6 protein-coding genes are annotated in these 13,853 nt (G+C 75.2%); 1 reads left to right on the top strand and 5 read right to left on the bottom strand.

The window, feature by feature from the left end:
* Positions 1–173: 173 nt before the first annotated feature.
* The 5 genes from nudC to E0L36_RS11255 all read right to left on the bottom strand — a co-directional run bounded on the left by nudC (position 174) and on the right by E0L36_RS11255 (position 10,531).
* Positions 174–1,121, bottom strand: coding sequence for an NAD(+) diphosphatase (nudC, locus tag E0L36_RS11275; RefSeq protein WP_180928892.1), 948 nt, complete (start codon positions 1,119–1,121; stop codon positions 174–176).
* An 80-nt stretch (positions 1,122–1,201) separates the two neighbouring features.
* The gene (locus tag E0L36_RS11270; protein WP_180928891.1) at positions 1,202–2,617 is read right to left on the bottom strand and encodes a M20/M25/M40 family metallo-hydrolase; all 1,416 of its coding nucleotides are present in this window, start codon (positions 2,615–2,617) and stop codon (positions 1,202–1,204) included.
* A 43-nt stretch (positions 2,618–2,660) separates the two neighbouring features.
* The gene (locus E0L36_RS11265) at positions 2,661–6,146 is read right to left on the bottom strand and encodes an ATP-dependent DNA helicase (protein WP_180928890.1); all 3,486 of its coding nucleotides are present in this window, start codon (positions 6,144–6,146) and stop codon (positions 2,661–2,663) included.
* Between the two features lie 86 nt (positions 6,147–6,232).
* Entirely contained in the window at positions 6,233–9,913 is a 3,681-nt protein-coding gene (locus E0L36_RS11260; protein WP_374705523.1) for an ATP-dependent helicase, read from the bottom strand.
* 201 nt (positions 9,914–10,114) lie between these two features.
* Positions 10,115–10,531, bottom strand: coding sequence for an MGMT family protein (locus tag E0L36_RS11255; RefSeq protein ID WP_180928888.1), 417 nt, complete (start codon positions 10,529–10,531; stop codon positions 10,115–10,117).
* 380 nt (positions 10,532–10,911) lie between these two features.
* On the opposite strand from E0L36_RS11255, the gene E0L36_RS11250 reads away from it, so the two are divergent.
* A complete protein-coding gene (locus E0L36_RS11250; protein WP_180928887.1) occupies positions 10,912–13,845 on the top strand; it encodes a lysylphosphatidylglycerol synthase transmembrane domain-containing protein in 2,934 nt (977 codons plus the stop codon).
* Positions 13,846–13,853: the final 8 nt, after the last annotated feature.

The following is a 13,853-nucleotide window of genomic DNA, read 5'->3' as shown; positions in this document are numbered from 1 at the left end:
CCCGGACGCCGGGTCTTCCGCACCCCGGGGACCGCGGGCCCGGCCCGGGCGGACCCCACGAGGAGAGGCCCCAAGCGAGGCCGCGAGGAGGGGGCGGGATCACGGGCCCGGCGTGTGGCGGTGAGGGGCCCGGCCCAGCCTGGGCGGGTCCGGGCCGGGAGACGGTCGGCGGGTCAGGAGCGCGGGTCGGGCAGCGGGGCGCCGTACCACCGCTCGACGAGCCGCGAGGCGATGGAGATACCCGAAGGGGGCAGCACCTCGCCGGAGTTGATGGCGAGGCGGAGGTCCTCGCGGGAGAACCAGCGGGCGTCCTCGATCTCGTCGCCGTCCACCTGGATCCGGGGGGAGGTGGCGTGCGCCATGAATCCCAGCATCAGGCTGGAGGGGAAGGGCCAGGGCTGGCTGCCGACGTAGTCGACCGAGCCGACTGTCACTCCGGCTTCCTCGGCGACCTCGCGCACCACGGCCGCCTCCAGGGACTCGCCGGGCTCGACGAACCCCGCGAGGGTGGAGAACCGGCCCTCGGGCCAGTGCACCTGGCGGCCGAGGAGGGCCCGGTCCTGGTCGTCGGTGACCAGCATGATCACGGCGGGGTCGGTGCGCGGGTAGTGCTCGGCCCCGCAGGGCGGGCAGCGGCGGACGTGTCCGGCGGCGGCGATCACCGTGCGTTCGCCGCAGCGGGAGCAGAAGCGGTGGGTGCGTTGCCAGTTCTCCAGGCCGATGGCGTGGGTGAGCAGTTCGCAGTCCCGTTCGGAGAGCAGCACCCCGGCCTCGCGGAGTCCGGCGGGGCGCGCCACGTCGTCCATCCGGCCGGGCAGGCTGTCCTTCTGGAGCGCGAAGTAGCGCACCCCGTCGTCGTCGACGCCGAGGAAGTAGCGGTGGGCTTCGGTGATCGGTGCCTCGAAGGAGGGCATCATCACCAGCTCGGTCCGTCCGTCGCCGGTGTCCTCGATGAGGGCCTTGCCCTCGGAGACCACGAAGACCCGCGTGGTCGGGTGGCTCCAGGCCGCCGCCAGCCAGGCTTCGTCGAGCCGCTGGTTCGCCGCGCGGTCGATGCCGCCGGTGCCGGTCAGCGTGATCGGGCAGTCCGGCGCGCTCGTTCGGTCAGGCGTGGTCGTCACGTCGTTCTCCTGCTCCCCCCGATGTCGGAGCCCCGTCGGAAGTGCGGGGCACGGGCTGCTCGTTGGTGGCGGGTTTCCGGTCAGTTGTGGCGTCGGGGCCACTCGCGGGCGAGTTCCTCCCAGAGGTAGGCGGCGGTCTCGGCGCCCTTCATCAGCAGGTCGGGCTCCACCTTCTCGTTGGGCGCGTGCCAGCCGTCGGACGGGATGGACACTCCGAGGAACAGGACCGGGGCGTCGAGGGCGTCCCGCAGGTCGGCCGCGGGACCGGAGCCGCCCTCCCGGGTGTAGCGAACGGGCTGTTCGAAGGCGCGCCCCATGGAGCCCGCGAGGGCGCGCAGCGCGGGGTGGTCGAGCGGGGTCAGGCAGGGGCGGGTGGAGCCGGAGAAGGTGATCCGGTGCCGGATGCCGGGTGGCAGGGTACGCGCCGTCCAGTCGCGCAGGGACTGTTCGATGCGGGCGGCGTCCTGGCCGGCGACGGTGCGGAAGGAGAGCTTCAGCAGGGCGCTGGCGGGGATGATGGTTTTCCCACCGGGGCCCTGGTAGCCGCTGGCGATGCCGTTGACCTCGGCGGTGGGGCGAGCCCACACGCGTTCCAGGGTGGTGTGGCCGCGCTCTCCGTGGGTGGCGTGCGAGTGCGCGCCGCGCAGCCAGGCGTCCTCGTCGAAGGGGAGTCCGGCCAGGAGAGTCCGTTCTTCGGGGGTCAGCTCGACGACGTCGTCGTAGAACCCCGGGAGGGTGACGCGATGGTCCGCGTCGTGCAGGGCGGCGGCGAGGCGGGCGGCCTCGGTGGCCGGGTTGGGCACCGCGCCGCCGAAGGAGCCGGAGTGTATGTCCTGGTCGGGGCCGTGCAGCTGGATCTCGCACTCGACGAGGCCGCGCATTCCGGTGCAGACGGTGGGGGTGTCGGGGCCCCACATTCCGGTGTCCGAGACGATGACGGCGTCGCAGGCGAGGCGGTCGGCGTGGTGGCGCAGCAGTGCGGGGAAGTGGGGGGAGCCCGCTTCCTCCTCGCCCTCGATGAGCAGTTTGAGGTGGGTGGCGGGGCGGCCGCGGCCGGTGGTGGCGAGGTGGGCGCGCAGGCCGAGGGTGTGGAAGAGGACCTGTCCCTTGTCGTCGGCGGCGCCGCGCGCGTACAGGCGTCCGTCGCGGAGGGTGGGTTCGAAGGGGTCGGTGTGCCAGCCGTCGGCGGGGGCGGCGGGCTGCACGTCGTGGTGGCCGTAGATGAGCACGGTGGGGGCCGCGGGGTCGTCGGCGGGCCATTCGGCGAAGACGGCGGGGGCGCCGTCGGTCTCCCAGACCTCGGTGGTGGGGAAGCCGGTGTCGCGCAGGGTGGCGGCGAGCCAGTCGGCGCTGCGGCGTACGTCGGGGGCGCGTTCCGGGTCGATGGAGACGGACGGGATGCGCAGCCAGGCGGAGAGGTCTTCGAGGAAGGCGGATCGGTGCTCGGCGACGTAGGCCCGGACGGCGTTGTCCGGCGCTACCACGGTGGTGCTCATGGGAGGAAAGCCTATCGGGCCACGGGCGGGGGGTGTGCCGCGGTCAGTGGCCCAGGAGCAGCGCTTCGAGGGCGGCGCGGTCGGGTAGTTCGGCTGGTTCCTCCAGGCGGCCCTCGCGGACGTGCAGGAAGACGGCGCGGACGGCGGTGAGGGGGACGCCGCGCTGTTCGGCCCAGGCGAGGCGGTAGATGGCGAGCTGGAGCGGGTCGACGCGGCCGCTGCGGCCGGTCTTCCAGTCGACGACCTCGTAGCGGGTGGGGCCGTCGGTCTCGGTGCGGTACACGGCGTCGATACGGCCGCGGACGACGCGTCCGGCGAGGTGGAGCTGGAAGGGCGCTTCGACGCGGAGGGGGGCGCGGTGGGCGTAGGGGGTGCGTTCGAAGGCGGCCTTCAGTTCGGCCAGCTCGTCGGTGACGCCGCCGCCGTCCGTGCCGGGGGTGCCGTCCGGGGCGGCGGTGGTCGTGGGGGTGGTGGGGGTGGTGACGGGGGGAGTGTTGGTGTCCAGCGGGTCGGGTCCGGGGGCCGTCTCGGGGTCGGTGTGCCGGGTGTCCTCGTCGGGGCCCGGGGGTTCGGGGATGAGCAGGGGGAGCCGCAGTTCCTCGAACCGGGCTTCCACCCAGCTGTGGAACCGGCTGCCGCGGCGTGCGGACTCGGGTCGCGGTGGGCGGGGCATGGGGCGGGCGAGTTCGCGGGCGAAGGCGTCCGGGTCCTCGGCCATGCGCATCAGCTGGGTGGCGGTGAGGGTCGCGGGCAGGGGTACGTCGCGGACGGTGGCCCGGGAGCGGCGCAGTTCCTCGGTGAGCGCGTCGAGGTCGTTGTCCCAGGAGGCGGTGAGGCGCCGCTCCTCGGGCGTGAGCTGGTTCTCGGGCGGGGGTGGGCCGTCGGGGGTGCCGGGCGGTTCCGGTTCGGCGGCCTCGGGCGTCTCGTGCGGGGCGGCCGCGTCGCTGAGGGTGGTGTCGGGGGTGGTGTCGGGGGTGGTGTCGGGGGTGGTGTCGGGGGTGGGGGGCGCGGGTGGGTGTGCCAGGTGCCGCCGGGTGCGTGCGGCGGCGGCGCGGCGGCGGTCGAGGGCGTCGGGGTCGAGCGGGAGGGGCCAGGCGTGTTCCGCGCGGGCGGTCGTCAGCGCGGGGTTGGCGGCGTCCTTCTCGGGGGGTTCCGCCCAGTGTTCGACCTCGCCGTACGCGGGGTGCTGGGCGCAGTGGTTCCGCAGGGCGTCCAGGAACGTGGAGGGGCCGCGCGGCTTCTTCTGGCTGGGGCCCCACCAGTGGCCGGAGCCGAGGAGGAGGGTGCGGGGGCGGGTGAAGGTGACGTAGCCCAGGCGGAGTTCCTCGGTGGCCTGGTGCGCGCGGAGCGCGGTGTCGTACGCGGTGAGGCCGGGCGAGGTCCAGTCGGGCGCCGGGGGCAGGGTGGCGGCGTCGCCCCGGAGGGGGTGCGGGAGGACCTTCGGCTGGCTGAGCCAGGACTCGCGGGCCTGTTCGCTGGGGAACTGCTTGGCGACGAGTCCGGGTACCGCGACCACGTCCCACTCCAGGCCCTTGGCCTTGTGGGCGGTGAGGACCTTGATGGTGTCGTCTCCGCCGGGCAGGGAGCTGTCGAGGCCCTTGTCGTAGCGTTCGGCGGCGCGCAGGAAGGCGAGGAACGCGAGGAGGGTGGCGTCGGCGTCGGTGGCGGCGAAGCGGGCGGCGGTGTCCAGGAAGGTGCCGAGGGTCTCGCGGCGGCGGGCGGCGAGGGCTCGTGGTGAGGCGGCCAGTTCCACCTCCAGCCCGGTGACGGAGAGGACGCGGTGCAGGACGTCCATCAGCGGGTCGCTCAGCGAACGGCGCAGTTCGCGTATCTCGGCGGCGAGGCGGGCGAAGCGGCGCCGCGCCTCGGGGGAGAACGGCAGGTCGTCCTCGTGTCCGTCGGTTTCCAGGAAGGTGTCGAGGGCGTCGGCGAGGGAGCTGATCTCGGCGGGGTCGACGCCTTCGACGGCGGCGGTGAGCCGCCGGTCGGGGTCGTCGCCGTGGGGGTCGTGCTGGTGGCGGACGAGGAGTCGCGCGCGCCGCCCGAGGAGGGCGAGGTCTCGGGGGCCGACGCGCCAGCGGGGTCCGGTGAGCAGCCGGACGAGGGCGGCGTTGGCGGTGGGGTCCTGGAGGACCTGGCAGGTGGCGACGAGGTCGGCTATCTCCGGGAGGTGGAGCAGTCCGGAGACTCCGACGACCTCGACGGGGAGGTCCCGGGCGACGAGCGCGGCCTGGATCGCGGGGAAGTCGGTGGCGCCGCGGCACAGCACGGCGATCTCGCCGGGGGGTGTGCCGGTGTGGACGAGGTGGGCGAGGGAGTCGGCGAGCCAGTCGAGTTCCTCGCGGTGGGTGTCGAGGAGGGCGCAGCGAACGCGTCCGTCGTGTTCGGCGCCGGGGGCGGGGCGGAGCGCTTCGACGCCCTCGTGGCGGTTGCGCAGGTCCTCGGCGAGGGTGTTGGCGAGGTGGAGGAGGCGGCCTCCGCTGCGCCGGTTCTCGCTGAGCGCGCGGCGGGGGGCGGGGTCGCCGTCGGCCTGGGGGAAGTGGTGGGGGAAGTCGTCGAGGTTGGCGACGGAGGCGCCGCGCCAGCCGTAGATGGCCTGGCAGGGGTCGCCGACGGCGGTGACGGTGTGGCCGGTGCCGTGTCCGAAGAGCCCGGCGAGCAGGACGCGTTGGGCGACGGAGGTGTCCTGGTACTCGTCGAGGAGGACGACGGGGTACTGGGCGCGGAGGATCCGGCCGACCTCCGGTACGTCGCGGGCGAGGGTGGCGGCCAGCGCGATCTGGTCGGCGAAGTCGAGGAGGTCGCGCTCGCGTTTCCGGGCGCGGTACTCCTCGACGAGGGTGAGGAGTTCGGCGCGGCCGAGGACGGTGGTGGGGACGCGGCGCAGCTGGGCGTTGCTGAGGCGGGCGTGTCGCAGGCTCTCGTGGAGGGCGGTGTCGTGGGCGCGGAGCGCGTCGGGGGTGACGAGGTGTTCGGCGAGTTCGGCGTCGAGTGCGAGGACGTCCTCGACGAGGGCGGCGACGCTGCTTGTGAGGGCTTCGAAGGGGCCGGTCGCGGAGCCGGTGACGGAGGCGGCGAGCTGGAAGCGGGAGGCGTCGGCGAGGAGGCGGGAGGTGGGTTCGACGCCGATGCGCAGTCCGTGTTCGCTGAGCAGGCGTCCGGCGAAGGCGTGGTAGGTGGAGATGGCCGGTTCGCCCTGGGCCTGTTCCGCGGGGTGGCCGCCGGGTGGTGGGGGGGTGGGTTCGGTGGCGGTGACTCCGGCGCGGGCCAGGGCTTTCCGTACGCGGTCGGTGAGTTCGCCGGCGGCCTTGTTGGTGAAGGTGAGGCCGAGGACCTGTTCTGGGGGGACCTCTCCGGTGCCGACGAGCCAGACGACGCGGGCGGCCATCACGGTCGTCTTTCCCGAGCCCGCTCCGGCGACGATCGCCTGGGGGCCGCGTGGGGCGGCGGCGCAGGCGAGCTGCTCGGGGGTGAAGGGGATGCCGAGCAGCTCTCTGAGCTGCCGGGGGTCGGTGAGGTGTGCGGCCACTCGGGGAACGGTAACGCCTGGCGCGGACACCGCGCTCGCCCCTCCCCTGGCGGGCCGGGGGCGGCGGTGCCGGGCCGGGTGGCGCGTCACTCGACGGTGTGGCGTCCTTCGGGCAGCGCGGAGCAGGAGCCGCGGAAGGCGCAGTGCGCGCAGTGGGTGCCGGGGCTGGGGGTGAACCGCTCCTCCAGTACCCGTCCGGCGGCCGTGGCCAGCAGGGTGCTCACCCAGTCTTCCGGGGGGTCCGTGTCGCGCTCCGCCGTGGTGGGCCCCTCGTCCGTCCCGGCGGGTTCGGGTGTGGGGGGTGGGTCCTGCCGCTGGACGGTGGGGAGCGCGTCGCCGCCGTCGCGCTGGGCGGCGCCGAGCCGCAGGTGGACGAGTTCGGCGCCGCCGGGCACGGGCCGCTGTCCGTCGAAGAGGTCGTCGGCGGCTCCCTCGCGGACGGCGAGCTGGTAGACGGCGAGCTGGGGGTGGCGCTCGACCTCGCCACGGGTGGGTTTGCCGCGGCCGGTCTTGAAGTCCACGACGTAGGCCCGGCCGTCGCCGTCGCCCTCGACGCGGTCCATGCTGCCGCGGACGCGCACCGCGTACGGTCCGGCGTCCAGCGTGACGTCGAAGCCGTGCTCGCTGCCGACCGGGGCGCGTCCGGCGTCGCGTTCCTGGACGTGCCAGCGCAGGAACCGTTCTAGTGCCGCGCGGGCCTGTTCCTTCTCCTGCCGGGACTTCCAGGGGGCGTCGAAGGCGAGCCCGTCCCAGACGGAGTCCAGCCGCTCCATCAGGACGGGCAGGTCGGCCGGGGTTCCTCCCACGGCGACCTCGTCGGCCAGGACGTGCAGCACGTTGCCGAAGCCCTGCGCGGCGGTGGCGGGCCGGTCCGCCTGCACCTCGCGGCCGAGGAACCACTGGAGGGAGCAGACGTTGACGAGCTGGTCGAGGGCGCTGCCGGAGAGCGCGACGGGCTCCCGTGGGTCGCGTAGGGGTACGGCGGACCGGGTGGGTTCCAGCAGGCCCCACCAGCGGTCCGGGTGCGCGGCGGGTACCAGGGCGTGGCCCTCGTCGTCGCGGAGGGCGGCGAGCCGGGCGAGCCGCTGGGCCGCGGCGTCCCGCAGGGCGGGCGAGGCGTCGGGGTCGACGGTGGTGGCGCGGAGTTCCGCGACGAGCGCGGCCACCGACAGGGGGCGGCGGGGGCGGCTCTGCACGGCGCGCGGTTCCACTCCGAGTTCGTCGAGGAAGCGGGAGGGCTGGTCGCCGTCGTCGGCGGGGGCGCGTACGGCGGTGACGACCAGACGTTCGCGGGCGCGGGTCGCGGCGACGTAGAACAGGCGGCGTTCCTCGGTCAGCAGGGCGCCGGTGGGCAGGGGTTCGGCGAGGCCGTCCCGGCCGATGCGGTCGGCTTCCAGCAGCGAGCCCCGGCGGCGCAGGTCGGGCCAGAGGCCCTCCTGCACCCCGGTGACCACGACGAGCCGCCATTCCAGGCCCTTGGCGCGGTGTGCCGTCATCAGCCGGACGGCGTCCGGCCGGACGGCGCGTCCCGCGAGGGTGTCGGCCGCGATGTCCTGTGCCTCGACGTCCGCCAGGAAGTTCAGCGCGCCCCGGCCGCCGACCCGGGCCTCGGCGCGGGCGGCGGCGGCGAAGAGCGCGCAGACCGCGTCGAGGTCGCGGTCGGCGTTGCGGCCCGCGGCGCCGCCGCGCAGCGCGGCCCGCTCCAGCCGGGCGGGCCACGGGGTGCCGTCCCACAGCTGCCACAGGGCCTCCTCGGCGGTGCCGCCGCCCGCGAGTCCCTCGCGGGCCTTGCGCAGAAGCTGGCCGAGTCGCTGCGCTCCGCGCGCGTACGAGGGGTCGTGGGCGACGAGCCGTTCGGGTTCGGCGAGCGCCTCGGCGAGCAGGTCTCCGGAGGGGCGGGGGACGCGGGCGCCCGCGGCGCGTTCCTCCTCGCGCAGGGCCCGGCCGAGTCGCCGCAGGTCGGCGGCGTCCATCCCGCCTAGTGGGGAGGAGAGCAGGGCCAGCGCCGTCTCGGTGTCCAGCCCGGCGCCCGCCGCCGGGCTCGGTCCGGTCTCCCCTGCCGGGTCGCCCCCGTCGCCCGCGCCGGGGGTGTCGGACGTGCCGGGGGCCTCGGGGACGCTGGGGACGCCGTCCGGCTCCGCGCTCTCGGCCGTGGCTGGAACCGGGCGGGTGCCCGCGCCGGGGTCCGGTGGCTCGTCGGTGTCCTGGTTCGCCGCCGGACCGGGGGCGGTGGCCGGTGTGGCGGACCGGGCGCTGTCGGCCAGCGCGCCGTGGGCGGCCGCGCGGAGCGCGCTGAGCAGGGGGGCCACGGCGGGTTCGAGGCGCAGCGGCACCTCGTCCCCGTCGGTGTCGAGGGGGACTCCGGCGGTGGTGAGGGCGCGGCGGACGGACGGGATGCTGCGGCCGCCGGCCCGTACCAGGACGGCCATCTCCCTCCACGGGACGCCCTCTTCGAGGTGGGCCCGGCGCAACAGGTCGGCGACGGTGTCGAGTTCACCTCCGACGGTGGGGCTGGTGAGCACCTCCACCCGGCCGCCGTCCCGTTCCGGGCGCAGCGCGCGGTGGGCGCGGACCGCTTCGGCGGGGAGGCGGGTGAGTGGCATGCGGCGGGTGAGTTCGCGGGTGGCGGTGAGCAGCGCGGCGGCGGAGCGGCGGTTGGTGCGCAGCACGGTGACGGGCGCGGGCTCGCCGGTGGGCTGCCGGAAGGTGTCCGGGAAGGTGAGGATGCCGTTCACGTCGGCTCCCCGGAAGGTGTAGATCGACTGGTCGGGGTCGCCGAAGGCGACGAGGGTGCCGCCGTTCCCGGCGAGGGCGTGCAGCAGCCGCACCTGGGCGGGGTCGGTGTCCTGGTACTCGTCGACGTAGACGGCGTCGTAGGACTGCCGGAGGCGGGTGGCGACCTCGTCGCGCTCGACGTGGAGGACGGCGCGGTGTACCAGTTCGGCGTAGTCGAGCACGCCGTGTGCGTCGAGCACGTCGAGGTACTCGGCGAGGAAGTCGGCGGCGGCGCCCCAGTCGGGGCGGCGGGTGCGGCGCGCGAAGTCGCCGAGCGCCTCCGGGCTGAGGCCGATCTCGCGGCAGCGGGCGAGTACCGCGCGGACCTCGTCGGCGAAGCCGCGGGTGGTGAGGCAGGCGCGGAGTTCGTCGGGCCAGCGGACGCGGTCGCGGCCCGCGTGTTCGAGGTCTATCTGGCCTTCGAGGAGTTCGCGGATGTAGAGGTCCTGCTCGGGGCCGGTGAGCAGGCGGACGGGGTCGGCGAGGGGGTCGGCGTCCCGCTGGGCGCGGAGCAGCGCGTAGCAGTAGGCGTGGAAGGTGGTGGCCTGCGGAGCGCGCGCGACGGCGGGGGCGGGGGGCCGCGGGCCGGGTGGGGCGTCGGGATCCGGCCGTTCCGGCCGTGCCGGTTCTCCCGGCCACCGTCCGGCGGCACACTCCGGTGGGGTGCCGTCCGCCGCCAGCCGGGCGGCCATCCCGTCGCGTAGCGCGACGGCCGCCTTCCGGCTGAAGGTGAGGACCAGGATCCGTTCGGGGTCGACGCCGGCGTGGACCCTGCGGGCGACGGCCTCGACGAGGGTCGTGGTCTTGCCGGTTCCCGGTCCGGCCAGCACGAGAAGAGGGCCTTTCGCGTGGTCAACCACAGTGCGTTGTGCTGCGTCCATGGCAGGGAGATCGACCGGCCCCGGGCGACCGCGCACCAGCCGGTACGCGCCGGGGCCCACGGTGGTGGGCGGCTGGTGCGCCGCGGAGGGCAAGGGGGAACTCACGTGCATCGCCTACAGGAAGGTCTGTGCCGGGAGGTACAGACGCTACGCCAGCCGGCGCACGGGGCACAGGGCCCCCGCTGGGGTCCGGTGGGAGGGCGTCGGGGAGCGGGGTGGGAGGGTCGGGTCACTCCGGTTACTCCCAACGCCCGGTCCGGTTCATCCCGGCCCGGGCCGTGGCGGAAGGTGGATGCTGTGAGCGGCCGTCGGTCATTGCGGTGCGTCGCCGGACGGGTCCCAGCGGGCCCCGCGCAGGTCGACGCGGGGGAGGTGTCCCTGGGTGGCCGGGCCGGTGGCGCGCAGCGGGGTGCCCTCCTCCCGGTAGTGGTCCAGGGCCCGCAGTTCCAGGCCGGGCAGCAGCGTCCCGTTCGCGCGGATCACCCGCCACCAGGGTGCCGCGCCGCCGTAGAGCGCCATGACGCGTCCCACCTGGCGGGGGCCGCCGCGGGGGGTGGTGCCGTGGTCGTGGTCCTCCTCGCGGAGCCAGGCGGCGACGTCCCCGTAGGTGAGGACCCGGCCGGGCGGGATGCGCTCGGCGAGGTCCAGCACGCGTTCGGCGTACTCCGGGAGTTCGGGCGGAACGGCTGGTTCCGGGGACTGCCGGGGGTCACCGGTGGGTTCTGTCACCTTCGCTGCTCCTGTGGGTCCTGTGGGTCCTGTGGGTCTCGTCGGCCCGGCGGGGCTCGTGGATCCCGCTGGGCTTGTCGGCCCCGCGGTTCGTGCTGGTTCCGCCGGGCTCGGCGGTCCCGGAGGTCGCCGGGGGGCTCCGGCCGCTCCGCCGGTCGGCCGCTCCGCTCCCCCCGGGCACGACGCTCCGGACGCCTCCGCCGGATCCCGGTGCCGTCCCCGGGCCGGGTTCCGGCCGCCCTGGGCGGTCCGTGGTGCACCGCGCGCCGCCATGCTGCCGCATCCGGTGCGCGTACCGCGGCCGGGGGCACCCGGGCGTTCCGCCCCCTCATGTCCCCGTACGTGGACCCCTCGTGCCACCATCTTCCCGGCGGTGACGAGTGATACGAGACCAGGACGAGCAGGAATCCGAGCAGCGGCAGGGTACGCGGGCTCCCGACGGGGCGCGCCCGGCCGCTCCCGGCGCTGCCGACACGTCCGCGGCCCCCGCCGGTCCCGCGTCCGGGAACGGCGGCGCGCCGGACACCGCCGGACAGCCCTCCGGGGAGGCCGCCCCCGCCGGTTCCGGAGGCGCGGCGCGTTCCGGGGGCCCGGTGGCCGCTGAGGGCCCCGGGGACGTCCGCGCTGAGGGCTCCGGGGGCGCGGCGGGGCCCGAGCGGGAGGTGGCGCTCGACGGCGACTCCCCCGTCGAACGGGTGGAGAGCGACGAGCCGCTGCTCTCCGCGCGGGTGCACCGCCCGTCGGACCTGCTGCGCATGGGTCTGGGCCTGCTGGCCATCGCCGCGGTGCTGATCATCGCGAACTACGCGCACGGGACGACGGCCGGGCTGGAGGAGGACATCGACAAGGGCGCCCGCCAGGCGCCCACCCTCCTCGTCAAGCTGGCCGGGCTCGGCTCCTCGATCGCGGTACTGCTGGTACCGGTGGCGTTCGCCATCGAGCGGCTGATCAAACGGGACGGGCTGCGCATCGCGGACGGCGTTCTGGCGGCGGTGCTGGCGCACGGCGCGGCACTCGCCACCGACCTGTGGGTGGCGCGGGCGGCCCCGGACTCGGTGCGGGAGGCCCTGGTCACCGCGAGCGACTCGGGCGCGACCACCCCGGTGCACAGCTATCTCGCGCCGGTCATCGCCTACATGACGGCGGTGGGCATGGCCCGCCGCCCGCACTGGCGGGTGCTGCTGTGGGCGGTGCTGCTGCTCAACGCCTTCGCGGTGCTGATCTCGGACTACACCACCGCCTTCTCGATCATCGTCACGATGCTGATCGGCTGGACCGTGGCCTACGGGACGCTGTACGCGGTGGGCACCCCGAACGTCCGGCCCACCGGGCAGACGCTCCTGGCCGGGCTGCGGCGGGTCGGCTTCCGGCCGGTCAGCGCGCTGCGCGTGGAGGACCCGCCCGAGCAGGAGGCGCGGGACCACAACGACCGGGGCCGCCGCTACCGGGTGACGCTGGAGGACGGGCCCCCGCTGGAGGTCACCGTCGTCGACCGGGAGCAGCAGGCGCACGGCTTCTTCTACCGGGTCTGGCGCCAGCTGGCGCTGCGCGGGATCACCCAGCGGCGGAGTCTCCAGTCGCTGCGGCAGGCGCTGGAGCAGGAGGCGCTGCTGGCGTACGCGGCGATCGCGGCGGGCGCTAACGCGCCCCGGCTGATCGCCACCTCGGAGCTGGGCCCGGACGCGGTGATGCTGGTCTACGAGTACCGGGGTGGCCGCAGCCTGGACGCGCTCCCGGACGACGAGATCACCGACGAGCTGATGCGCACCTCCTGGCACCAGGTCAGGGCGCTCCAGTCGCGGCGGATCGCGCACCGGCGGCTGGTCGGGGACGCGCTGCTGGTGGACCACACCGGAGCGGTGCTGCTGACCGACCTGCGCGGCGGGGAGATCGCCGCGGGCGACGTGGTGCTGCGGATGGACATCGCGCAGCTGCTCACCACGTTCGGCCTGCGGGTGGGCGCGGAGCGCGCGGTCTCGGCGGCGGTGGACGTGCTGGGGCCGGACGCGGTCGCGGACAGCCTGCCGCTGCTCCAGCCGATCGCGCTGAGCCGCAGCACCCGGCACACCCTGCGGCGGCTGTCCAAGGAGCGGGCCCAGCGGGAGCGCGAGGCGGTGCTGGAGGCGTCGCGGGCGAACAAGGAGGCGAAGGAGGCGGCGGCCCGGCACGACGGTGACCCGGCGGGTACCGAGCCGGTGTACGCGGAGCGCTCCGTGGACGCGGAGGGGCACGCGGTCCAAGGTGTGCGCCGTTCGCTGCGGACGAAGCACGCCGAGAAGAAGGCGATCGACGAGGCGCTGGAGGACGCGCGGGAGGAGGATCTGCTGGCGCAGATCCGCGGGCAGGTGCTGCTGATCCGGCCGCAGGCGCCGATAGAGCCCGCCCGGCTGGAGCGCATCCGCCCGCGGACGCTGGTCAGTTTTATCGCGGGCACGCTGGCGGCGTACTTCCTGCTGACCCAGCTGAGCCAGGTCCAGTTCGACCAGGTGATCGGGAAGGCGAACTGGGCGTGGGTCGGCGGGGCGCTGGCGTTCTCCTGCATGACGTACGTGTTCGCCGCGGTCTCGCTGCTCGGTTTCGTCCCGGAGAAGGTGCCCTTCCCCCGTACCGTCGCGGCGCAGGTGGCGGCCTCGTTCGTGAAGCTCGTGGCGCCCGCCGCGATCGGCGGTGTGGCGCTGAACGCGCGCTATCTCCAGCGCTCGGGGGTGCGGCCGGGGCACGCGGTGGCGAGTGTGGGCGCCTCCCAGCTGTTCGGGCTGGGCAGTCACGTCCTGCTGCTGCTCCTCTTCGGGTACATCACGGGCACCGAGCAGGGCCCCACCCTCTCGCCGTCCCGCACGGTCATCGCCGGGCTGCTGACGGCGGCCGTACTGGTGCTGATCGTCACGGCGGTGCCCGCGCTGCGGCGGTTCGTCTCCGACCGGGTGCGGTCGCTCTTCGCGGGGGTGGTCCCCCGGATGCTCGACGTGGTGCAGCGGCCGCAGAAGCTGCTGGCGGGCGTGCTCGGCATGCTGATGCTCACGCTGGCGTTCGTGATGTGCCTGGACGCCTGTGTGCGGGCCTTCGGTCACGAGACGAGCTACGCCAACCTCGCGGTCGTGTTCCTCACCGCGAACGCGCTGGGGTCGGCGGCGCCGACGCCGGGCGGGCTGGGCGCGGTGGAGGCGGCGCTGATCGCCGCGCTGATCGCCTTCGGGGTGCCGAAGGAGGTCGCGACCCCGGCCGTGCTGCTGTTCCGGCTGCTGACGCTGTGGCTGCCGGTGCTGCCGGGCTGGCTGACCTTCACCCACCTCACCCGCAAGGGCGCCCTGTAGCCGGACCG

The sequence above is a fragment of the Streptomyces sp. AJS327 genome, from assembly GCF_013450295.1.
GTDB lineage: Bacteria > Actinomycetota > Actinomycetes > Streptomycetales > Streptomycetaceae > Streptomyces.
This window is presented reverse-complemented; position numbering and strand designations above follow the sequence as displayed.

Bases quoted from the DNA above. Each gene is read 5' to 3' on its own strand.
- E0L36_RS11270 (WP_180928891.1), bottom strand. From the start codon at position 2,617: ATGAGCACCACCGTGGTAGCGCCGGACAACGCCGTCCGGGCCTACGTC.
- E0L36_RS11260 (WP_374705523.1), bottom strand. From the start codon at position 9,913: ATGCACGTGAGTTCCCCCTTGCCCTCCGCGGCGCACCAGCCGCCCACC.